General features: G+C 44.4%; 15 protein-coding genes. 14 read left to right on the top strand and 1 reads right to left on the bottom strand.

The genetic code is table 11. The features are described from left to right. The first annotated feature begins 49 nt into the window (after positions 1–49). From I6E26_RS08885 to I6E26_RS08840, 10 genes are all read left to right on the top strand, one after another. Positions 50–742, top strand: a complete 693-nt coding sequence (locus tag I6E26_RS08885; protein ID WP_235321531.1) for a hypothetical protein — start codon at positions 50–52, stop codon at positions 740–742. A 147-nt stretch (positions 743–889) separates the two neighbouring features. Then, on the top strand, positions 890–1,432 hold the full coding sequence (locus I6E26_RS08880; protein ID WP_235321530.1) for a hypothetical protein: 543 nt from the start codon (positions 890–892) through the stop codon (positions 1,430–1,432). Positions 1,433–1,491: 59 nt separating this feature from the next. Then, positions 1,492–3,417, top strand: a complete 1,926-nt coding sequence (locus I6E26_RS08875) for a RiPP maturation radical SAM C-methyltransferase (RefSeq protein WP_235321529.1) — start codon at positions 1,492–1,494, stop codon at positions 3,415–3,417. Between the two features lie 14 nt (positions 3,418–3,431). Then, a complete protein-coding gene (locus tag I6E26_RS08870; protein ID WP_235321528.1) occupies positions 3,432–5,291 on the top strand; it encodes a RiPP maturation radical SAM C-methyltransferase in 1,860 nt (619 codons plus the stop codon). Continuing rightward, positions 5,292–6,719, top strand: coding sequence for a radical SAM family RiPP maturation amino acid epimerase (locus tag I6E26_RS08865; protein ID WP_235321527.1), 1,428 nt, complete (start codon positions 5,292–5,294; stop codon positions 6,717–6,719). A gap of 1 nt (position 6,720) precedes the next feature. Next, entirely contained in the window at positions 6,721–7,902 is a 1,182-nt protein-coding gene (locus I6E26_RS08860) for an efflux RND transporter periplasmic adaptor subunit (RefSeq protein WP_235321526.1), read from the top strand. Positions 7,903–7,904: 2 nt separating this feature from the next. After that, a complete protein-coding gene (locus tag I6E26_RS08855; RefSeq protein ID WP_235321525.1) occupies positions 7,905–8,858 on the top strand; it encodes an HlyD family efflux transporter periplasmic adaptor subunit in 954 nt (317 codons plus the stop codon). Position 8,859: 1 nt separating this feature from the next. Beyond that, positions 8,860–11,004 carry an NHLP family bacteriocin export ABC transporter peptidase/permease/ATPase subunit gene (locus I6E26_RS08850; protein WP_235321524.1) on the top strand — a complete coding sequence of 715 codons (2,145 nt, stop codon included), beginning with the start codon at positions 8,860–8,862 and terminating at the stop codon, positions 11,002–11,004. 11 nt (positions 11,005–11,015) lie between these two features. Continuing rightward, positions 11,016–13,568, top strand: a complete 2,553-nt coding sequence (locus I6E26_RS08845; protein ID WP_235321523.1) for an NHLP bacteriocin export ABC transporter permease/ATPase subunit — start codon at positions 11,016–11,018, stop codon at positions 13,566–13,568. Positions 13,569–13,679: 111 nt separating this feature from the next. Beyond that, positions 13,680–15,236 carry an ABC-F family ATP-binding cassette domain-containing protein gene (locus tag I6E26_RS08840; protein ID WP_235321522.1) on the top strand — a complete coding sequence of 519 codons (1,557 nt, stop codon included), beginning with the start codon at positions 13,680–13,682 and terminating at the stop codon, positions 15,234–15,236. Positions 15,237–15,387: 151 nt separating this feature from the next. Here I6E26_RS08840 and I6E26_RS08835 read toward each other — a convergent pair whose 3' ends face one another. Beyond that, positions 15,388–16,452 (bottom strand): LacI family DNA-binding transcriptional regulator, encoded by a 1,065-nt coding sequence (locus I6E26_RS08835; protein WP_235321521.1) that lies wholly within the window; start codon positions 16,450–16,452, stop codon positions 15,388–15,390. Between the two features lie 304 nt (positions 16,453–16,756). Between I6E26_RS08835 and I6E26_RS08830 the strand changes: the two genes are divergently transcribed. From I6E26_RS08830 to I6E26_RS08815, 4 genes are all read left to right on the top strand, one after another. Then, a complete protein-coding gene (locus I6E26_RS08830) occupies positions 16,757–18,928 on the top strand; it encodes a PTS transporter subunit IIBC (protein ID WP_235321520.1) in 2,172 nt (723 codons plus the stop codon). Between the two features lie 158 nt (positions 18,929–19,086). Next, positions 19,087–19,938 carry an endonuclease/exonuclease/phosphatase family protein gene (locus I6E26_RS08825; RefSeq protein ID WP_235321519.1) on the top strand — a complete coding sequence of 284 codons (852 nt, stop codon included), beginning with the start codon at positions 19,087–19,089 and terminating at the stop codon, positions 19,936–19,938. A 2-nt stretch (positions 19,939–19,940) separates the two neighbouring features. Beyond that, positions 19,941–21,437 (top strand): 4-alpha-glucanotransferase, encoded by a 1,497-nt coding sequence (gene malQ / locus I6E26_RS08820; protein ID WP_235321518.1) that lies wholly within the window; start codon positions 19,941–19,943, stop codon positions 21,435–21,437. Between the two features lie 227 nt (positions 21,438–21,664). Further along, on the top strand, positions 21,665–23,008 hold the full coding sequence (locus tag I6E26_RS08815) for an S-layer homology domain-containing protein (RefSeq protein ID WP_235321517.1): 1,344 nt from the start codon (positions 21,665–21,667) through the stop codon (positions 23,006–23,008). The last annotated feature ends 206 nt before the right edge of the window (positions 23,009–23,214 follow it).

Below are 23,214 nucleotides of genomic sequence, written 5' to 3'. Positions count from 1 at the left end.
TGGGGAACTAATATGGTTCCTATTTTTAGTATATTCTTTGGAGACAAATATGCCATTAAAGGAAAAGATTATTGAAAAAGTAGAAAACGAGGCTGGGGAGTGGCCTTATCTTCAAGAGCTGCCCCAGGAGCTTCATACCATGAAATTCCAGCGGCTTTATCAGGAAAATGATGATATGTATGAATTGTTTTCCTATAGCAATGAGGAACGGCATTTGGGGATTTGTGCTTATTTTCATCAGGAAACTGAGGAATACAAGGTGCGGGTATGGATAGGCCTGACAGAATTTTGCCTTATGGAGTTTATTACTGCCAGCTTTGAAGTATTCGAACAGCATCTAAGGCATTATCTGAAAGGGGCTATCCATGATTTGGTGGTTTACAATCCAGATAATATGAGCTATGTCACCAAGGAAATGGAGATTACAGCTTGGGATTATACCAATATATTACCAGAAACACTGGAGGGGTTTCAGCTGTTTATCAAGCCCTCTGCGCCAGTAAGGGTGCTGAATGGTTCCTATATTGTTTTTGACTATACAGATTTTGCTATTGAAAGCAATTTTATTATCTACTACAACGAATTTCGCTGTGAGTTTTTTGGGGAGGCCAGAATCAGAAATATTCCAGAGATGAATTATACTTTTGATTCACCCGATATATCTCATTTAGAAGAAAAGCTTCACCAGCATTTGATTCCCAGGTTGCAGGAAATCCGCCAGCGAGCTGAGAATGAAGATTGATGAAAAAAAGTATACAAAAAACTTTGCAAAAAAAGAGGATTTTTTTAAAAAGCGTAGAATGAAAAATGTAGGGGAATGTAATTATTTGTTGAACAACCAAATAATTTGCAGATAGATGTTTTTCAGTTGTAAAGGAGTTGATAAATTATGACCAAGGAAAATGCAATTAAGTACGGGGAAATTATTTCCAAGTGCTGGGAGGACGAGGTTTATAGGGAAGAATTTATTAGGGATCCTGAATCAGTAATGCTGGAAAAGGGTATTGAACTGGAAGAGGGGATTACCTACAAGGTTATTCAGGCCCCAAAATTGGTAGAATATTTTGTTCTGCCTTATGACAATGTAAGGGAGCCTATACAGAATTTTGCTAAATTTTTGCTAAACAAAGCTGAGCAGAGCGATAAGATTGTGCCAGAGGGATTTGAATACCGCATTATTCAGAATACTGAGGATGTACATTATTTGATTCTGCCAGCGTCTCCCAAAACTTTAACGGCTGCTGAATTGGCTCAGATTTCCGGAGCAGATTCAGTTGCTACATCTACTAATGTGGTAGCCCAAACTCAAGCAACCGTACAGGCAGTTGGTGCTGTAGAGGTAGTAGCGGCAGAGGCCACTGTTATTGCTTCATCACTTGCTGCAGGGGCAGAAGTAGCTGTTTTTGTAGTAGGTGCTATTGTTTTAATCTAACAAGCTATGGGGATATTCGATTAAATTCATTGGGAGTATACAGATAAGGAGGAGCTATTATGATTGATGTGTGCTTGGTAGAAGTACCCTATTCTTCTTTTGCTTCTCCTGTATTTTCCCTTAGCCTGTTGAAAGGCGCCCTACATGGCTCTGGCCTTGAAAGTCAGGTAGTTTATGGCAATATGCTATTTTGCCGCAAGGTAGGATTGGATCATTATCTATATGGTTTATCTATGACGCCCCAAGAGCTTATGTTTGGGGATATGGTTTTTGCAGCTTATGCTCAGGGAAAGCCCCTGAACAAATCCCATCTTATCTCATTGCTGCAGCAGCAGGGATATGGAGAGCGAGGATCTAGGGCAATTTATGAAGAGATAGAGTATCAAGCCAGCCAGGTTGCCATCTTTATTCAGGAATTGGGAGAAATGATTCTGTCTAAAAAGCCTAGAATCGTGGCCATGGCTAATATGTTTTTTCAGACCAATGCCTGTTTGGCTTTGGCAAGGTATTTGAAAGAAAAAAGGCCGGAGCTTTGTCTGGTGCTGGGAGGAGCTAATTGTATTGGCTCTGCTGGCTGGGCCTTGGTAAGGGATTTTCCTCAGTTGGATGTGGTTTTTTCCGGGGAGGCAGATAGCTGTTTTGCCAAGCTTTGCCATGAGTTAATAAATAAAGGAATAACTGGCCAGCTGCCCTACGGTGCCTTGACTAGGGAAATGGCTTTGCCAGCCAATCTGGCATATGATGCCTATCCTGTGGCCCAAACCGCCAATATGGATACAATACCCTATCCTGACTATGATGATTATTTTGCTGCCCTAGAAGAATATGGCTATGGGCAGGAAGTTAATATGAGTTTATTTACGGAATTTTCCCGAGGTTGTTGGTGGAATGCTGTTAAGGGATGTACCTTTTGTGGTTTAAATCCCTTGAATAATGGCTATAGAACCAAGTCTAAGGAACGAATTTTGGCAGAGCTGGACTATCTTAGCCATCGCTATCATTCCAAGAGATTTCAGCTAACAGATAATATTTTAGGCAAAGAGCATTTGGCGCAATTGTTGCCTTTGTTAGCAAAGGAACAAAAGGGCTATGTATTCTTTGGGGAAATCAAATCAAATATTAATCGTCAACAGCTTAAGCTGCTGAGGCAGGCAGGCTTTTATTTTGTTCAGCCAGGTATCGAAAGTCTGCAAGATGATTTGCTATCTCTAATGAACAAAGGCAATCGAGGTATTCGCCATGTGGAATTGTTGAAAAACGCCAAAGAAACAGGCGTAGGCTTGATTTGGCATCTTCTCCACGGCTTTCCCGGTGAAACAGCAGCTTCCTATAAGGAAACAGCGAAAATTGTCAAAAAAATAGGCCATCTATTGCCACCTCAGCAATGTTCCCCCTTGATGTTTGTCCGCTATAGTTATTATTGGCAGAATCCGGAAAAATATAATCTGCAGCTGGTGCCGGTCCTTGGTTATGCTGTGGCCTTTCCTGAACATCATGATTATATAAGAGATGCTGCCTTTATGTTTCATCATCAGTCAGGAGGTAGCAATAGTGATTATGCCGTGGCACAGAAAAAATTAGCTCCCGTGATTAAGGAGTTAGCAGAGAGTGTGGCCCAGTGGCACCAAGATTATATTAATAGGAGGCCTCAGCGTTTTGAATATACCTTGCAGGATAATGTTCTGGAACTTTTGGATCTAAGACAGGGGGCAAAGCATTTTCTTCAGAAGCTAGTTGGGGTAAAAAAGGATATATGTCTGGCTGCGGACAGGGTTATTACCAGAGCCAGACTTTTAGAAGATGTGGGGGAAAGCAGTGACAGAGAGGCAGTGGTCAAGGCCTTGGAAGAACTAATAGAGGACAATGTGATTCTGGCTATGGGACAGGAATTGCTGTTTTTGGCCGTGGATAGTCAGGCAACGGTTCCCCTTGATTTTGAATCCCGAGGCATTGGTTCCTACAAATCACTGTCAAGGTATACATAAGGGATGTGTGAACAATGGCAGAACATCAGGATGTAGTATTGGTTTATCTACCTATGTCACAGGTGAATTTTCCTGCTATGGCCTTGAGTCTATTTAAGGCATTATTGAAAAATCAAGGCATAAGTTCAGTAGTGGACTATGCCAATATGTATTTTTATCAGCAGATAGGCAAAGAAAAATACACCATTATTACTGGTTCTCACTGTGCTACCATGCTGGGAGAGTGCGTTTTTCAGCCAGCGGCCTTTCCTGGCAAATCCATAGACTGGGATGGTTATTATAAATATATTTTAGATAATCCCCCTATTGCCGAAAGCAGATATCTCCAAAAAGAAGAATTGCTGGAATGTCAGCAGGAAGCTATAAATTTTATTGAGGATACAGCAGAGAGGATAATGTCTTTCAGCCCCAAAATAGTAGCTATAGGCAACATGTTTCAGCAAAATAATGCCCTGTTTGCTTTGCTTAAGGCTTTGCGCCGCCGTTCTTCAGAATTAGTAATTCTTGTAGGAGGCTGCAATTGCTATGATACAGCTGGTAGAGCACTGATAAAATCATTCCCGGAAATTAATTATATCTTTCAGGGAGAAGCGGATGAAATTATGGCAGATTTTTGTCAGTCTCTTTTGGGGGGAGAAAGACCTCATGGCAGGCAGCTGCCCTATGGCATTATTGATAAATACAGTGATTTTGACTTGCCGGTGCATCGCTTAACCAAGGATTTGGACAAGCTGCCCTATCCTGATTATGATGATTACCTGTCTACTCAGAAGCAGCTTAATTTGGTATTTCCAGGGAATCCAGCACTGTATATAGAAGGTTCCCGAGGCTGCTGGTGGGGACAAAAGCATCAATGTACCTTTTGCGGTCTTAATGGCTGCGGCATAGTTTATCGCCAGAAATCTACCCAGCGTCTGGTGGCAGAAATGAAATATTTATTGGAACGCTATGGTATTAAATATGTGTTTTTTACAGACAGTATTCTTAGCTATCAGCATATGAAGGAATTGCCTAGAGCTATGGTAGAAGCTCAGGTCCCCTCAGCCAAATATTTTACAGAAATTAAGTCAGCAGCTACCCTAGAGGAAATAAGGGCCTTGGCCAAGGTAGGTTTTTGCTATTTTCAGCCTGGTATTGAAAGTCTTAATGACCATGTACTAGCTTTGATGCATAAGGGGTGTCGAGCTATTAAGCAGATAGAAACCATGAAGAATTATCGCCGCTGCCGAGTATGGTTTACCTGGAATCTGCTTTGTGGTTTTCCCGGAGAAAAAAATGAGGATTACGAAGCTATGGTAGAAATTCTGCCTCTCATCAGCCATTTAGAAGCTCCCAAGGCTTTTTTTAATATTGCCTACCATAAAAGCAGTATTTATGAAAGAAACAGAGCTGAATACGGTTTGCAACTGGAGCCTCTCCATACTTATCAATATGTATATTCTCTGGGACAGGATTTCATCAATGATGTGGCCTATGTATATCAGCAGGTAGATGCCGAGGCACGCTATCTTGAGGAGGATGTGGCTAGACGGGGACCAGCTTACGCAAAATTAGCAGACATGGTAAGGAAGTGGGAAGAATCTGTGGTGAATCCAGATCGGCTGGATATGTCCTGCCGTCCAGATGGCACTATTGAAATTATGGATTTCCGCCCTTGCAGCACAAAAATGTTCCACACATTGCAGGGCCTTACGGCAGAGGTTTACCGACAAACAGAGCAGGTTATAGAAGGCAGTAAATTATTGGGCAAATTGCAGAATATGGGCTATGAAGCTGAAGATATTGCAAAGTCTATAGAGGCCTTGCTATCAGATAGGTTGCTTTTGCAGATAGGTCGGGAGTATCTGGCCCTGGCTATAGAGGAGGAAGATTAAATGGGTGAAATACAGTATTTTTTTGGGGAAGAACAGCCTGACAAGGACTACATTCATGAAGTAGCCCATATTAAGTGTTTACTGGAGTACTGTACCATGGTGCCGGGATTTCAGCAGCATTTCACTGAGAATCCCCAGGCAGCTTTGGCAGAAGCAGGTCTTTCCATAGATCATCCAGAGGAAATGGCCTATCTGCTGGATGCCGCTTCGGCCCAGGCTTATTTGGTTATGGCTGAAGCTAAACGGCCTTTATCTGTAAGGCGGTATAAGGCTTTTGTCAAGGAAAAAATCCAGCAACGGGAGGAATTGCAAAAACAGGTTTGCGTGCCTAAACATAAGGCCTTTGCTATCTGGCGGCAGCGACAGGTAAACCGCTGTTGGGGAGAATTAGGTACGCGGAATCTTTCCCTGATTCATACGCCTTTGATTTTTGAGCTAAGCAAGGGCTGTTCCGTAGGCTGTCCCTTCTGCGGGGTAGCTGCGGAAAAACTGCAGAAGGTGGCTAGGTATGAAGATTGTAGGGAGCTTTGGCAGGGCATTCTAAAATATACCGCCGAAATGTTGGGCAAGGCTGCTGCAGGCAGCGGCACCTGCTACTATGCTTGTGAGCCTTTGGATAATCCAGATTATCTTAGTTTTTCCGATGATTTTCTGCAAGCCTATGGTCAGGTACCACAGATTACCACTGCTGCTGCTGGCCGTAATATAGAGAATACAAGAAGGATTATCGCTCATGTTTTGGGGCAAAAGAAGCATATTCATAGATTTTCTATTCTGAGTCTGGATATTCTCAAAAAGATTTTTGCCGCCTTTACCCCAGAGGAATTGATATATGTGGAGCTTCTGCCTCAGTTTCCAGAAGCACCGGCCTGCCATTTTGCTAAGACGGGCCGAGCTAGAGAATACAGCTATCAGGACAAGGTGATGGAGGAGGAGGAGGCAAGTACTATTTCCTGTATTTCTGGTTTTGTGGTTAATATGGCAGAGCAAAGCCTTCGTTTGGTAACACCTTGTCTTTCTACAGCCAAGGAACCTACAGGAGAAAGAATCCTAGCTAAAGCTTATTTTGCTGATATGGCGGATTTTCAGGAAAAATTTACTACGATGCTCAAAACATATATGTCAGAAGAATTGGATAATAATCAGGTGCTCAGATTGCGGCCAACTCTGCAATTTGAATTAATCAACAAGGGCATAACCTACAGCCATAATCTACAGAAGTTTAAGCTTTCCTTGCTGGACGGAGAGGGAGAGCAGCCAGGCCTGCATCAGCAGATTTATAAGCAGTTAGTGCCAGGCAATCAGACAGGCTATGAGATAATCAGCAATCTCATGGATGCAGGCTACGCTCCAGCCAATGTTATTCGAGGGCTGAAGGAGTTTTACAATGCAGGAATTTTATTGGAAAAATACGAAATAGGTGACTGATGTGGAACACGAAAAAAAGCTGAAATTCTTTTTTGTTGCCATTATTCTGGTGGTGGTTCTGCTTACTATTTTTGGTATTATGATTAATGTTATCAGCAATCGACATATTGCTCAAAAGATAGCAGAGGATCACGATACCCTTAAAGGCGCCTATGCAGAATATAGAGAGATCAACAGTATGGCAGACAATGTGAATATGGCAGCTTCCATGCCCTGGTCCGTAGATGTGCAAAGTCAGATAGATGGCACGGTAGTTCATATGCTGGTTAAGCATGGAGATATTGTGAAGGCAGGGGATATTCTTTGCTATGTGGAAAACAAGAATCTTGAAATCAGCGTAGCTGGAGCTGAGGCAGATATTTCCGAAGCTAGAATCAATCTCCGAAATCTGGAATTAAATGTAAATAGAAATACTCAGCTGTTAGCTCAGGAGGCTGTATCTCAGGCCGAGTACGATACATCCGTAGCCAAAAGGGATGCTATGCGGGATCATATTGCCAGTCTGGAAACAAAAAAAGCTGGCCTTATGGAGCAGCAGAACAAGCTGGTGATTAGAGCTCCTCAGGATGGGGTAGTGATTAGGATTTATACCAAGGAAGGAACTTATCTGTCACCGGGGAGGGCCATTCTTTTGTTGGGCAAAACTGACAATCTTCAGGTGAGATTTGGTCTTAGCCTAGAGCAGGCACAAAGGCTGATGCATCATGGAGCCCAGGAGCTAACCATGGAAATACCTGATGAGCTGCTAAGCTATCGTATATATCCTGTAGACAAGGAATATGTTAAGGAACAGGCTCACAATGTCTTTTCGATAAAGAAATTGCGTTTGACACCAGATTTAGATAGCGGTGCCTCCAGCTATACCCTTTATGGAGAGGTGGAAAACGGGGGACAGTATTTAGAGCCTACCACATATAACAAAGTAAAGCTTTGCTCTTCCTCTACCCATGAGGTTTTGTCTGTGCCTAGAGAGGCCGTGAAAAAGGCTGAGGATAACCAAAGGGATTGTGTATATCTTCTGGATGATAACAATCGGGTAATGGTACGGCAGGTAGTCTGCGGTATAAAAAATGAAAATTATGTAGAAATTCTCGATGGTTTGCAGCAGGGAGACAGAGTTTTGCTGACGACTCGGAGCTTTATTCAGGAAGGGGTACAGGTAAAGCTTTCTATGGAGGACTAATAATGGATACAAAGCTGTTTCAGGAAAAATCTCTAGCCAAGTTAAAAAAGCCAGAGGGAGATGACAAATTGTTTCGGGTGGTGCCATCTTTAGGCTGGGTAGGCCTAGCCACGGTGATGATTGTTATATTTTCCATCCTTATTTGGTCCTTCTTTGGCATTATGGCAGACAAGGTGGCAGGATATGGCATTATTTTGGACAAGGAAGGAATCAATTCCGTTTCTACCATGGCCAGCGGCCGGATAGTACAACAGAATTATAGTCTGGGAGACAGGGTTCAGGAAGGAGATATTCTGGCCTACATAGAGCAAGGCAAGGAGGAACAGCAGCTGATGTATCAGCTAGAGGTGGCTGCAGACAGCACTAGTCAGTCGGAAATGAAGCGGCAGGTGGCAGAGCTATCATCTATGAAGAAAGGGCGGAATACGGATGGCCAGCTGCGAAGTCCATATACAGGGGTAGTGGTAAATGTCCGGGCGGATGAAGGGGATGTGGTTAGTGTAGGCACCCCTATTTTTGATATTCGCCGGGATGATGACTTTAGCAATCTTATTGCCATGGTGTATGTTTCCTCCTTTGATGGGGCCAGAATAAAACCGGGGACTATTATGGAGCTGAATCCCTATCGGGATGAGGAAACTGAGCGGGGTGAACTTCTAGGCAAGGTAGTACGGGTGTCTCAGGTGCCTGTAGGCTCGGATCGAATAAATTACTGGACTGGCAACAAGGAATTTGCTTCTATGGTGGTGAACAAGCTGGGAGGTTCTGCCGTGGAAGTTAAAGTAGAGCTTATTGATGATGATGAATCTAAGTCTGGTTATTTGTGGAATAATGTCCTAGGGGGAGATGAGGAAGTCCAGGTAGGCATGGTGTGCAGTGCCAGTGCAGTGGTAAAACGGGAGGCTCCTGTGGTAAAGGCCTTTGCCAAGCTTTCTCAGTGGGTACGGAGTGATTGATATGAAAAAGAAAATAATTCGCACCCCAATGATGCTGCAGATGGAAGCCAGTGAATGTGGTGCAGCTGCCCTAGGCATAGTTCTAGGGTATTACGGAGGCTACAAGCCCTTGGATGAATTGCGGCAGATTTGCAACATAACCCGTAATGGCAGCAATGCAGCCTATGTATTGATGGGAGCTGAAAGCTTAGGTCTACAAGGTACTGGTTTTACCTATAGCCCTGAGGAGCTGGTCAAGCAAAAGGCACCCATAATTCTCCATTGGGGTTTTAATCATTTTCTGGTTTATGAGGGCTATGATGAGGTGAAAAAGCAGGTTTACCTTAATGATCCCGCTAGAGGGCATCGCAAGGTTAGCTGGCAGGAGTTTGAGGAAAACTACACCGGTATAGCCTTGGTCTTGCGTCCTGGAGAAAATTTTCAAAAGCAGCAGCGGCCACCGGGAGCTTGGCGTATTTTGCTGAAGGAATTGCTGCTGGAAAAAAAGGCCCTTTATTTTGTGTTGAGTCTAGGGTTGTGCCTTTCCATTGTGAATATTTATGTGCCCATTATTACCCAGGTTTTTATGGATGATGTGCTTACCATGAAACACAGGCCATGGCTGTTTGAAATCATGCTGGGTATGGCAATTGCTTTGTTTTTGCAAATGATCTTGCATTTTTTCCGCAGCTGGTGTCTGCTTATGTGGCAAGGTTCTTTGGCACTTCGTATGTGTTCCAGGTTCTTTGAGCATGTTTTGAGACTGCCTATAGATTTCTTTCAGCAGCGGTTTACGGGAGATATTGTGTCTAGGCTTCGTCTAGGGGAGGAAATCACTACCTTTGTTACAGGCCACTTTGCTCAGGTTGCCTTGGATTTTCTGGTAGCCATGCTGTACCTTGTGCTGTTGGTGATTTATGATCCCCTGCTTACTGCTTTCGGTGTGGTATTTACCTGTGGCAATCTGGTTTTGACTTATTTTGTTTATCAATGGCTGAAGGAACAGCAGATGAGAATTCAGCTGGAAGCAGGGCGTATGAGTGGCTTGGCGGCAGTAGGCATTGCTTCTATAGAATCATTGAAGGCCAATGGTATAGAAAATGATTTCTTTATTAAGTGGGTTAATAAAAACGCCCGCTATCTGGATATGCTGCAGCATCAGGAATATATTGCCCAATTTGTGTCCTTTATCCCCAGTGTGCTGGCGGGTGTTAACAGTGCCCTTATTATGATGCTGGGGGGATTTGAGATTATGGACGGAGTTATGACGGTAGGTATCTTTGTAGCCTTTCAGAACCTTATGTCTAATTTTCAGCAACCGGTAGGAAAAATTGCTGCCATGCTGCAAAACATTCAGCAGACGGAAGCTCAGATTTTGAAATTGGAGGATATTAGCAGATATACTGCCTTGCCGGAGAAAAAACTAGATACATCTATGCCTAGCCGTTTGAAAGGCCATGTGGAAATGCGCAATGTAAGCTACGCTTATGGCAGAGTAGGGAAGCCCTTGATTAAAAGGTTGAATTTTGAGATTAAGCCTGGACGCCGTTTAGCCATTGTAGGTAAATCCGGCAGCGGAAAATCTACAACAGCCAAGCTGGTTAGCGGCCTGTGTCAGCCTTGGTTGGGGGAGATATATTATGACGGTATACCTTTGGGAGAGATAAATCAGGATATCCTGGCCAATTCCATGTCGGTGGTGGAACAGAATCCTGTATTGCTGGAAGGAACTGTAGCAGAAAATATCTCCCTCTTTGATGCAAATATCAGTCGGCAGGAAATTATACAGGCAGCTAAGGATGCCTGTATTCACGAGGAAATTGCTGTTTTGCGAGGTGGCTATGATTTTCTGGTAGCAGAGGGAGGAGCTAATTTTAGCGGTGGACAGCGCCAGCGTCTAGAAATTGCCAGAGCATTGGCTACCAATCCAAGTTTCTTGGTCTTTGATGAAGCTACAGCAGAATTAGATGCGGTTACAGAAAAGAAGATTATGGACAATATTCGTCGTCGGGGCTGCAGCTGTCTGATTGTGGCTCATCGCTTGTCTACCATTAGAGATTGTGATGAGATTATTGTTCTGAGTAATGGCCGGGTGGTGGAGCGAGGCAATCACGATAGTCTAATGGCCAAGGATGGACATTATAAGAAACTGCTTATGGAGCAATAGGAGGTGGCAGAATGCAGGAAATGCTCAAGCCTGGCCAATGGTACTGGGTGCCTGGCGGGGAGGATAGATACATTGGTATATTATCTGGACAGGCGGAATTATATATAGTCAAGAAAAAGGATGATACGGATATTTCCCGCAGTTTTTTGCTGTCTCTCTCTAAGGGACAGACTGTGCCCTGTGGTGGAGCCAGGGAGGGCATGGGCCTTTTGGTGATTGCGGTGGAGGAAGTAGTTCTAGAGCAGCTATCCTATGAAGAAATGGTGGCAGGAATGTATGTTGTGGCCTTGGCAAATCCTGGGGCAGCCTATGAAAAATATGAAGCAAAGCTTCTAGCTCAGCAAAAGCTCTACGATCAGCGACTGTCTCACAAGCAGGTTAGACGGAAGGCGCTGCGCCGCAGTGCCTACAACGGTCTGTTGCAGACACTTCTTAGTAGTTGGGATGACTGTGTAGATACAGATATTGCCGGAGAAAGGCCTGTGATTACAGCACTGAAGTTTGTGGCACAGCATATGGGCATCAAGAGGCAGAGGATAGTTGCCTATCAGGAACGTTTAAAAAAAGACGATGATGATAGAAAAATCATAGATTATATTTTGAATAACACGGAATTGTTCGGCCGTCGAGTGACTTTAGAGCCGGATTGGGAAAAGTCTGATCAGGGCACTTTGCTGGTTTTTATGGATGGTGTTCCTATGGCCTGTCTGCCAGTAAGTCCTGAAGCCTATAAAATATATGATATTAATCAGGGGAGGCGCTACAAGGTAACGGCGGAAATCGCCAGCCACATAGGGGAGGAGGCCTATTGCTTTTTTCGTCAGATGCCGGATAATGTGGATTCCCTATGGCAATGGTTCCGCTGGGCAGCTGGTATCTGCTGGGCACAGGACTATGAAATTTTGGCATTTTGCTGTATTTTGCTTGGTCTGCTGCCCTTGGCTACGCCATTGATTACCCAGACTGTATTTAATGATATTATTCCCTCCTATGATCGTCAGGCCTTGGTAATGGTTATTCAGGTTATGCTGGTAACAGCCATGGCTGCCAGTGTGATTACCCTTATGCGGAGTATTTGCTTAATTAGAATGAAATATCACATTCGCTGGGCGGCAGAGCCGGCTCTTTGGATTAAGCTGTTAGGGTTGCCTATAGATTTCTTTCGCCAATACAATATAGGTGTGTTGACTGCAAGGATGCAGGGCATAGCCAGTATATCTACCAAATTTTCCAGTGTTATTACCAATGGTGTTCTAAATGGCATTTTCGGAGTCTTTAATGTTGTGCTTATGTTTTGGTACAGCCCCAAGCTGGCCCTTTTGAGCTGTTTTATTTGGCTGGTTTTTGGCTTGATTTCCTTCGGGCTTTCCTACTGGCTGCGAAAATATCAAAGACGGCAGGTAGTGGCTGCTGCCGGGGTATCAGGTATATTGGTGCAGATTATAGACGGACTGAATAAATTTCGCTTGGGAGGTGCTGAAACTAGAGCCTTCTATATGTGGAGTGAAAGGTTTGCTCAGGAGTGGCAGTGGAAACGAAAGATTGCTTGGCTGCAGAATTTCTTGAATATGGTGAACATAGCCCAGCCTATGGTGCTGAATTTCTTTGTTTTCTATCTGATTATGACTATCTTTGATGATGCAGTGAAAAATCGGGAAGCCTTGATGAATCAGGCAGATTTCCTTAGCTTCTATGCAGCTATGGGTGGTTTTGGGGCAGCAGCGGCGGGATTTATGAGCAGCTGCAGCAGTATTATGGATATGATGACGGATTTGGAGCTGATTCGTCCTGTATTGCAGGCTCCGGACGAAAATGGTTTTCGGAAGCCCTCTGCTGGTGAGCTTAAGGGTGAAATAGATTTAACAGATGTGTCTTTTCGTTACAAGCCAGATTTGCCTCTAGCATTGAAACAGATAAATCTTCATATTGAGCCAGGTTCTTTTGTGGCGCTTGTAGGCAGCTCTGGCTGTGGCAAATCCACCTTGGTGCGCATCTTGCTGGGACTAGAGCGGCCAGAACGAGGATTGGTGCAGTATGATGGACAGGATTTGAATAGCCTTGATGTGGCCTCGGTAAGACGGCAGATGGGCGTGGTTATGCAGCAGGGCCGGATTATGGCAGGAAATATTCTCAACAATATTATTGGCTCCTTGCCACTTACCATAGATGATGCCTGGCAGGCGGCAGAAATGGTAGGCCTAGCAGAGGATATTCGCCATATGCCTATGGGGATGCACACTATAATTAGTGAAAATGGCACGAATATATCTGGGGGACAAAAACAGCGTATTCTGGTGGCCCGTTCCTTGGTAGGCAAGGCCAAAATACTTATTTTTGATGAGGCTACTCGATCTATGGATAATGTAACTCAGGGAATTGTTTCCCGCACTATGGAAAGATTATCTGCCACAAGAATTGTGGTGGCCCATCGGCTGAGTACCATTCGTAAGGCAGATAAAATTGTAGTTTTAGACAAAGGTGCCATTGTGGCCCAAGGGACCTTTGAGGAATTGCGGCAAAGCTGCCAGCTCTTTGGCGAATTAATCCGCCGGCAGGAAATATAACGAGGTATTTGTGGTTTTCCATGGGGGCTATTGGTTTCCATGATTTTTATGTTATAATTAAACGTCTAGATTTGAGAAAACATCTATTAAATAATAGAAAGGGTTTTGTATTTGAGTATTTTGAATGTTGAGCATATGTCTCATGGTTTTGGCGGGCGGACTATTTTTGAGGATGCTTCTTTTCGGTTGCTAAAGGGAGAGCATATTGCTCTCGTTGGTGCTAATGGAGAGGGTAAGTCTACCTTTTTGTCTATTATTACAGGGCAGATGACACCAGATGAGGGCAAGGTAGAATGGGCCAAGCGAGTAACCACTGGTTATTTGGATCAGCATGCTGTTCTTAAGCCAGGCATGACCATCCGTGATGTACTGAAAACAGCCTTCGATGAAATGTACAAGCTGGAGCATGAAATGCTGGCGGCCTATGACAAAATGGCTGAGGCTACCCCGGAGGAAATGGACAAAATGATGGCTGATGTGGGAGATATTCAGGATATTCTGGAGGCCCACAGCTTCTATACCTTGGACAGCAAAATCGAGGAGGTAGCTGGAGGCCTGGGCCTGCGGGATATTGGTCTGGACAAGCCTGTAGATGCTCTTTCTGGTGGACAGCGCACCAAGGTCCTGTTGACCAAGCTGCTGCTGCAAAGTCCAGATATATTGATTTTGGACGAGCCAACAAACTTTTTGGATGTGGAGCATATTGAATGGCTGAAAACCTATTTGCAGGGGTATGAGAATGCCTTTATTCTGGTATCCCATGATGTGCCTTTCCTGAATGCTGTTACCAATGTTATCTATCATGTGGAAAATGCTACCCTTACTAGATATACTGGCAGTTATGAGAAATTCCAGGAAATGTATGCTATCAAGCGCCGGCAAGAAGATGCAGCCTATGAGCGGCAGCAGGCGGAGATTGCCAAGGAGAAGGACTTTATCCAGCGGAACAAGGCCAGAGTTGCCACCAGAGGCATGGCCAATTCCCGTCAGAAGCGTTTGGACAAAATGGAGCTATTGGAAAAGCGCACGGAAAAGCCAAAACCTCATTTTAATTTCCAGATGGACAGAACCCCTAGCCGTTTTGTAATTGAAGCCAAGCGATTGGTACTAGGCTATGATACTCCTTTGACCAATCCTGTAGACATTCAGTTGGAGCGGGGCAAAAAGGTGGCTCTCCGTGGGGTTAACGGTTTAGGCAAAACCACTTTGTTGAAAACCTTGCTAGGCCAGATAAAGCCTATAGCCGGCCATATAGAGCTGGGGGAATTTGTTTCTCCCGGATATTTTGAGCAGGAATCCAATCGTGGCAATGATAATACAGCTATTGAGGAAATCTGGCAGGAATATCCCGGCATGACTGAATTTGAAGTGCGCTCTGCCTTAGCGGCCTGTGGCCTAACCAATGAGCATATTACCAGCAAAATGATGGTATTATCCGGTGGTGAAGCAGCCAAGGTAAGACTGTGCAAGATTATGCAGAAGCCAGTGAACCTGCTGGTGCTGGATGAGCCTACCAATCATCTGGATGTGGAGGCCAAGGCAGAATTGAAGCGAGCCTTGAAGGAATATAAAGGCTCCATTCTGCTGGTATCCCATGAACCGGATTTCTATGAGGACTGGGTAGACAGCATTTGGAATATCGAAGGCTGGACAACCAAGATTATCTAAAATAACCAGATGTTGCCAACAAAGAAAAATCAGAGGCTGAGAAAGCTTTTCTAACAAAAAATACCATGAACTGTAACAAGGCCATATAATAGGCTTGTTATCTAGCTCATGGTGTTTTTTTATGCTATAAAATTGATGGGACTGGTTTTTGTCAGCTATTCTGCTGAGGAGGGAGGCAGCTGTCCCTTTTTACTATATAATGAGGCACAATGATTTTGGTTGCACTCATACCAGGATTTTCAACCATGTCAATTAGCTGAGAGCCAGCCTCCATGCCCAGCTGTCTGGAATTAACATCAATGGTGCTAAGAGCTGGGGTGGAAAGCTTGACCATAACAGAATTATTAAAGGTTAGAATGGACAAATCCTCTGGCACCTTGATATTCAGCTCATGGCAAAGCTGCAAAGTGGCCAAAGCCACAGTATCGTCAACAATCAACAGGGCAGTAGGTCGATTATCGCTTAGCAAAAGACGAGCCAGACTGCTGTTTTTGTCCAAAGGCATGGTAATACCACAAATCAGGTAATTGTCAGGAGTATCCAGATTGTGTTGCATCATGGATAGGCGGAAGCCCGCATTACGTTCATAGGCAAAAATCTGAGAAATATTGTCACAGACGAAGGCTATTTTTTTGTGGCCCATTTCAATCAGATAATTGGCCGCATCCTGACCAGCCACCAGATTATCATTATCTACATAAACCGTATCATTTACATAGGCACTGGCCTTGCCAATAACCACAAAGGGAATACGGTATTGGTGCATATAATTAATCAAAGGATCATCCAAAGCGGAATACAGGAACACAAAGCCCTGAATCCTTTTGAACTGCACCAGATCCTGAATACAAGCCAGCATTTCCTGGTAGCTTTCTCCAGAAATAATCATGGTGGAGTAGTGCTGCTCCATAGCAGCCTGACAAATACCACGAATACAGCGGGTGACAAAGGGATTGTCATAGCCCCTTTTGTCCTGGGGTTTCATAATAATACCAATATTACGAGGTAATTTATTGTGGATAGAAAAAGAATTTTTTTCGTTATTTACATTTGTTGCATTGCTTGTTGCGGAAACTTTATAGCCTAAAGTGGCAATGGCCTGCCAGACTTTTTCTCTGGTTTCGGCGCTGATAGCTGGATTGTTGTTGCAGGTTCTGGATACGGTAGCAGGAGAAACCCCTGCCAATGCAGCCACATCTCTAATAGTTACTGCCATAAAACTACTCCCTTATGATATTTCACAAATTTGAATGGTGTTCAACTCGATTGCAGATAAATTTAAATCTCATTTTGCTTCATTATATATAACAGGATTTTTCATATTTTAAATTTACCTTATTTAGAAAAAAAAGTCAAGTTAGCAGAAAAAAGTGTTGCATAATTTCATGAAATATGGTTTAATATAGTTACAGTATTTCAGAAACACATTCTAGGGTAAAGGAAAAATGTTTCAGAAATATTTCATGAGATATTATAGAAGTAGTATCATGATAACTGTAAGAAGGGGAGGAAAAATAAAAATGTCAAAATCGGTTCTTACATCGGTGTACGCACCAATGACCGGACGGGTAATCCCTCTTAGCGAGGTTCCAGATCCAGTATTTTCCGATAAGATTCTTGGTGATGGTATTGCGATTATGCCATCAGATGGTAATATCTACAGTCCTGTAACAGGTACTTTGGTTACCATTGCAGAGTCCCGCCATGCATTTGGCTTCCATACAGCCGAGGGGGCTGAGCTGCTGCTGCATGTGGGCTTGGAAACAGTTTCTCTGAAGGGAAAGCCTTTTGATATCAAGGTAAAGGAAGGCACTCAGGTAAAGGCTGGCGATTTGATTGCAACTGTGGATCTCGACTATTTGAAAGAGAAAAACATTGCAGCTACCACTCCAGTGCTGTTCTGTAATGCCGAAGCAGGAAAGCTGAATATTCCTGCTACAGAGGGAGAGGCCAAGGCTGGCCAAACTCTGATTTATACTATTGAGTCTAAGGTGGAGGAGAAGGAAGTGGCCGAGGAAGAAACAAAGCAGGCTCCAGAGCCAGCTAAGAAGAGTGGTCTTATAAATTTTGACCTGTTGCAGAACTTGGGTAAAGTATTGCTGACAGTTATCGCTGTTATGCCTGCTGCAGGTTTGGCTTTGTCCATCGGCAAGGTTTTACAGCTCTGGTGTGTAGACATCAGCGCATTGGTAACTCTGGGTTGTGTATTAGAGAATATGGGCTGGGCCCTGATTGGTAATCTGCACATTCTCTTCGCGATTGCCATTGGTGGTTCCTGGGCCAAGGAAAGAGCCGGCGGTGCTTTTGCAGCTATTATCGCTTTCTGTCTTATTAACCGCATTACCGGCAACATCTTCGGTGTTACTGGCGATATGCTGGGCAATCCTGACGCTGTGGTATATTCCCTCTTTGGTCAGGAACTGCTGGTAAAGAATTACTTTGTTAGCGTATTGGGTGCACCTGCTTTGAACATGGGTGTGTTCATCGGTATTATCTCCGGTTTCGTTGGTGCTGCTGCTTATAACAAGTACTACAATTTCCGCAAGCTGCCTGATGTACTGGCATTCTTCAATGGTAAGCGTTTCGTACCAATGGTAGTAATTGCTTATTCCGCTGTTATTTCCATCATTATGGCTTTGATCTGGCCTGTAATTCAGGGTGCTATCAACAACTTCGGTGTGTGGATTGCTAACTCTTCTGATACTGCTCCTCTGCTGGCACCATTTATCTATGGTACTCTGGAGCGTCTGTTGCTGCCATTCGGTCTGCATCATATGATTACTATTCCTGTTAACTACACCGCTCTGGGTGGCACCTATGTAGTTCAGACTGGCCTGGGTGCTGGTACTACCGTATATGGTCAGGATCCACTGTGGTTGGCTTGGGTTAATGACTTGATTAACTTCGTTAAGGCTGGCGATACCGCTTCTTACAATCAGCTGCTGGCAACTGTTACTCCTGCCCGTTTCAAGGTTGGTCAGATGATTGGTGCAACTGGTTTGCTGATGGGTTTTGCTTATGCTATGTATCGTCGTGTAGACGCTGACAAGCGTCACCTCTACAAGTCCATGTTCGTTTCCACTGCTCTGGCAACTTTCCTGACTGGTGTTACCGAGCCTATCGAGTTCATGTTCATGTTCTGCGCTATGCCTTTGTATGTTGTTTACGCTTTGATTCAGGGCTGTGCTTTCGCTATGGCCGGTGTGATTAATTTGAGACTGCATTCCTTTGGTAATCTGGAGTTTATCTCCCGTCTGCCAATGGTCAGCAATGCAGGCCTCATGGGTGATGTTGTAAACTTCATTCTTACCTGCGTAGCTTTCGCTATTATTGGTTATGTTGTGGCTTACTACGCTATTGGCAAGTTCCAGTTTGCTACCCCAGGTCGTCTGGGTAACTACAGCGACAGAGAGTCTGATGAAGAAGAGGGCAAGTCCTCCGGCAAGAAGGGAGATGCTAACAGCCAGGCTGAGCGCATTATTGCTCTGCTGGGTGGCCGTGAAAACATTGAATTGGTAGATTCCTGCTTTACCCGCCTCCGTGTAACTGTTAAGGATGGCAGCAAGGTAGCAGATCTGAAGGCCTGGAAGGCAGAGGGTGCTCAGAGCCTCTTTGTTAAGGGCAATGGTATTCAGGCAGTATATGGTCCAAAGGCTGATGTACTGAAATCTGATATTAACGATATTCTTTGATAACCCCTTCTCCATATCTAGCGCAATGATAATACTGTGGCAGGCCCCCAATACCTGCCATAGTAATATCATCTCCTTAGATAGGGAGGGAAATATACTTAATCAACTTTGTTATAGCCTGATAAGCCCATGCTAGTATTTTCTGTGAGGTATATAAAATGAAATTAATGACAATAAATACACATAGTATTTTGGAAGAAAACTACATAGGCAAAATGGAAAGCTTTGTGAAGGCAGTTGCTCAATTACAGCCGGATATTATTGCCATGCAGGAGGTTAATCAGACAGCTGATGCTCCCCAGGCAACGGCGGTATTACAGCTGAATCGTACCTATAACAATCAGGAGCCGCGACAGCTTAAGGTAGATAATCATGCTGCCTTGGCAGCAGAGGCCCTACGCAAGGCAGGTATCGAATATAATTGGACCTGGCTGCCAATGAAGCTAGGTTATAGCATGTATGATGAGGGTCTGGCAGTTTTTTGTCGCAAGCCTATTGCAGAAACCAATGTGGTTTTGTTAAGCAGTGACGGGGATTATGGCAATTGGCGCACCCGTTATGCCTTGGGAATTCGGCCTGCTGGCACAGAGGATTGGTTTTATACCATCCATATGGGCTGGTGGAATGATGAGGAAGAACCTTTTGGCAATCAGTGGGAAAAGCTGCAGACTGCTGTAAAAGAAAAAAATCATCAGGGAAAAATCTTCCTGATGGGTGATTTTAACAGCCCAGCGCAAGTAAAGCACGAGGGCTATGATTTGATAAAAGAAAGCGGCTGGCAGGATACCTATCTTCTAGCAGAGAAGAAGGATGCTGGCAACACTGTACGAGGTGTTATTGATGGCTGGCGAGATAAACTTAGTCAGGAGAACATGCTGGAGGGCATGCGGATTGACCATATCTGGTGCAGTGAGATGGTAAAGGTTCATTCCAGTAGAACCTGTTTTGATGGAAATAATGAGCCGGTGGTTTCAGACCATTTCGGACTGCTAATAGATGTGGAGGATTGAAGATGATGAAGAGAAAAGCAGGAATATTGCTGCCAATCAGCAGCTTGCCATCCCGTTACGGTATTGGCTGTTTTGATGAGGCAGCCTACAAGTTTGTAGATTGGCTCCAGGCAGCTGGACAGCATTACTGGCAGATTCTGCCTTTGGTGCCTACCAGCTATGGTGATTCACCTTATCAGTCCTTTTCTACCTTTGCAGGAAATCCATATTTCATTAGCCTGGACAAGCTGGTGGAAGCAGGCCTTTTGACTGAAAAGGAAATCAAGGCTGTGGACATGGGCAAAAAAGCTGATGATATTGACTATGCCAAGCTGTACAAAGGCCGTTACAAGCTTTTGCGCAAGGCTTATGAGAAGAGTCACATCAGTGAGAAGCAGGATTTCCAGCAGTATTTAGCTGACAATGGCTGGTGGCTGGAAGATTATGCTCTCTTTATGGCTTTGAAGGACAGATTTGAGGGCAAGTGCTGGAATGAATGGCCAGAGGATATTCGTCTCCGCTGGGGCTATTCCATGGACTACTATCGCAAGGAACTGTATTTTGATATTGAGTTCCAGATGTTCATGCAGTATCTCTTTGCTAGACAGTGGCAGGAGCTGAAAGCCTATGCTAACAGCAAGGGTGTGGAAATCATTGGTGATATTCCTATCTACGTAGCTATGGATAGTGCCGATACCTGGTCCCATCCAGAGCTGTTCCAGTTGAATGAGAAGTGTGAGCCTTTGGCTGTAGCTGGCTGTCCTCCAGATGGCTTTTCTGCTACAGGCCAGTTGTGGGGCAATCCACTTTACAACTGGGATTATCATAGAAGCACCAGCTTTGATTGGTGGATGAGTCGTCTCTGGTATGCTTTCAATATGTATGATGTGCTGCGTATCGACCACTTCCGTGGTTTTGATGAATACTACAGCATTCCATATGGTGCCAAGGATGCCGTTAATGGTCATTGGGAAAAGGGCCCAGGCATTGATTTGTTCAAATGCATGAAGTATTGCCTGGGAGATAGACGGGTTATTGCTGAGGATCTGGGCTTTATGACAGATTCCGTTCGTCAACTGGTAAAGGAAAGCGGCTTCCCTAATATGAAGGTGCTGGAATTTGCCTTTGATTCCCGTGATACCGGTGCGGCAGCTGATTATCTGCCACATAATTACAATAATAATTGCGTGGTTTATACAGGCACCCATGATAACGAAACCCTGCAGGGCTGGTTTAAGAGTATTAGTCCGGTGGAAATAGAGATGGTAAGAGATTATCTCTATGCACCAAAGACTCCTTTGCAGGAGCTGCATAAGCCTATGATTAATACTGCTATGGCTAGCGTAGCTGCAACCTGCATCATTCCGTTGCAGGATTATCTGGGACTGGATAACAGTGCCAGAACTAATAAGCCATCTACCGTAGGACAGAATTGGCGGTGGAGAGTCGATGCCAAGGCTCTTACCCCGGAACTGGCTGCGGAGATATATAAATCTGTCAAAACTTATGGCAGATTGTAAAAGACTGCCGGTTGGCAAGTGCTGACTGAGATGGTCTATTACCAAGCCCCTCTAAAGTATTAAGATAAATGACACTGCAATATACTGCTGTACCCTACATCGCATTACACCCCGCAGTAGTTTATTGCGCCCAATCAGCAGTCCTCATATGTGTGAATGAGGGCTGCGGGGGGGACTGGGTAAGTTTTTTTGGAGAAAATGAGAGAATTGTGGGAGGAGTTTCTATTATGAAAAAGAAGTTAGCAAGTCTGGCTGCTGCTATGGCATTAACCACTGTTATGGGTGGTACTGCGATGGCAGCTGAGGGTAGTCTGGCAGATGTACCAAAGGATCACTGGAGCTATGAGGCTGTAAATCAGTTGGTTAAGGATGGCATTATCGAGGGAATGCCTGATGGCACCTATGCTGGTGACCGTGCTATCAGCCGTTATGAGATGGCTGTTATCGTGGCTAGAGCTACCGATAAGATGGAACAGGCTAATATTGCTGACCGTGCTCTGATTGAGAAGATGCAGTCTGAGTATGACAGCGAGCTTAAGACCATTAAGGATGATGTTGCTGATCTGAAGAATAAGGTTGGCAAGCTTAACTTCTATGGTTTCATGCGTGCTCAGTATGACCATGATGACAAGGATACCAAAGGTGTAGACCGCAGTAACGACCGTACCTATTTGGATTTGCGGGCTGACTACAAGGTAAATGACAACTGGACCGTAAAGACTCAGGTTGAGACTCATCATCGCTATAGTGACGATGGCAGCTACAACACTGGTTTTAGCAAGTATTCCCAGAAGACTTGGTCCGGCCATGATGGTAACATCAAGCGCGTTTGGGTAGAAGGCAATTTTGACAACGGCGGCTGGGTAAACATTGGTCGTGCATGGAGAGGCTTGGGCTTCCAGAATGTTCTGCTGGGTACTGAAACCGATGGTATTCAGGCAGGTATTCCTATTAAGGGCACTGGCTTGACTGCTAGCGCAATCTATGCTTCCGGTACTGGTACTGGTGACAAGGAGTCCATCTACGGTATTGGTACTTGGGGTTCTGTAGGTCATTGCGTAGATATCAATCTGAACTATGTAAAGAGCGATATGAGCAAGGGCCACCAGTATACTACTAGTGAAATAGAGAACGTTTCAGTTGTTGGTGGTAAGTTGGTTCCAACATACAAAGAAGTTACTGTTCCTCGCGACAAGGCTTTCGTTCTGTCCACTGGTATTGATGTGGCCAAGAATGTACGCCTCTTGAATGATTATATTCAGACCAATGCAGATGATGAGAACAAGTCTATTGCTACCCGTATTAACTACAAGGGTACTGACTTGAATGATCCAGGTTCCTTTGGCCTCTATGCTCGTTACTTCAAGTATGGTGAGAATGGCCAGATTGCCGGTGATGATGAGTGGGGTTCTACTCCATTTGGTTCCAAGGGCTGGATTGTAGGCGTTAAGTATGTACCTGTAAAGAATGTAGAGTGGGAGACTCTCTACAGCCAGCAGAAGTGTGATTATGCAGGTTCCAATCCATTCGATCGTAGATTGTTCCGCACACAGGTTGATTTCCACTTCTAATAATCCCTGTTTCCCTTGGGGGAAAATTCGTAAACCTTATAACCCCACTTGATTGTATAGACAGTGAGCTCCTGCCCCTCCGCAGGGGCTCATTGTGGTTTGCGGATTTATTCTGATTTGCAGAGCCAAAGAATTATTTGCATAATGGCATACATATACTCTTTACTGAGGCATGGCATATACCCTTACAGGCACGCTCGCGCTAT

Source organism: Anaerovibrio lipolyticus (genome assembly GCF_021531495.1).
Lineage (GTDB): Bacteria > Bacillota > Negativicutes > Selenomonadales > Selenomonadaceae > Anaerovibrio.
This window is presented reverse-complemented; position numbering and strand designations above follow the sequence as displayed.

Excerpts from the sequence above, each read along its gene's own strand:
- I6E26_RS08885 (WP_235321531.1), top strand. The coding sequence starts at position 50 with ATGCCATTAAAGGAAAAGATTATTGAAAAAGTAGAAAACGAGGCTGGG.
- I6E26_RS08880 (WP_235321530.1), top strand. The coding sequence starts at position 890 with ATGACCAAGGAAAATGCAATTAAGTACGGGGAAATTATTTCCAAGTGC.
- I6E26_RS08875 (WP_235321529.1), top strand. The coding sequence starts at position 1,492 with ATGATTGATGTGTGCTTGGTAGAAGTACCCTATTCTTCTTTTGCTTCT.
- I6E26_RS08870 (WP_235321528.1), top strand. The coding sequence starts at position 3,432 with ATGGCAGAACATCAGGATGTAGTATTGGTTTATCTACCTATGTCACAG.
- I6E26_RS08865 (WP_235321527.1), top strand. The coding sequence starts at position 5,292 with ATGGGTGAAATACAGTATTTTTTTGGGGAAGAACAGCCTGACAAGGAC.
- I6E26_RS08855 (WP_235321525.1), top strand. The coding sequence starts at position 7,905 with ATGGATACAAAGCTGTTTCAGGAAAAATCTCTAGCCAAGTTAAAAAAG.
- I6E26_RS08850 (WP_235321524.1), top strand. The coding sequence starts at position 8,860 with ATGAAAAAGAAAATAATTCGCACCCCAATGATGCTGCAGATGGAAGCC.
- I6E26_RS08845 (WP_235321523.1), top strand. The coding sequence starts at position 11,016 with ATGCAGGAAATGCTCAAGCCTGGCCAATGGTACTGGGTGCCTGGCGGG.
- I6E26_RS08835 (WP_235321521.1), bottom strand. The coding sequence starts at position 16,452 with ATGGCAGTAACTATTAGAGATGTGGCTGCATTGGCAGGGGTTTCTCCT.
- I6E26_RS08830 (WP_235321520.1), top strand. The coding sequence starts at position 16,757 with ATGTCAAAATCGGTTCTTACATCGGTGTACGCACCAATGACCGGACGG.
- I6E26_RS08825 (WP_235321519.1), top strand. The coding sequence starts at position 19,087 with ATGAAATTAATGACAATAAATACACATAGTATTTTGGAAGAAAACTAC.
- malQ (WP_235321518.1), top strand. The coding sequence starts at position 19,941 with ATGATGAAGAGAAAAGCAGGAATATTGCTGCCAATCAGCAGCTTGCCA.
- I6E26_RS08815 (WP_235321517.1), top strand. The coding sequence starts at position 21,665 with ATGAAAAAGAAGTTAGCAAGTCTGGCTGCTGCTATGGCATTAACCACT.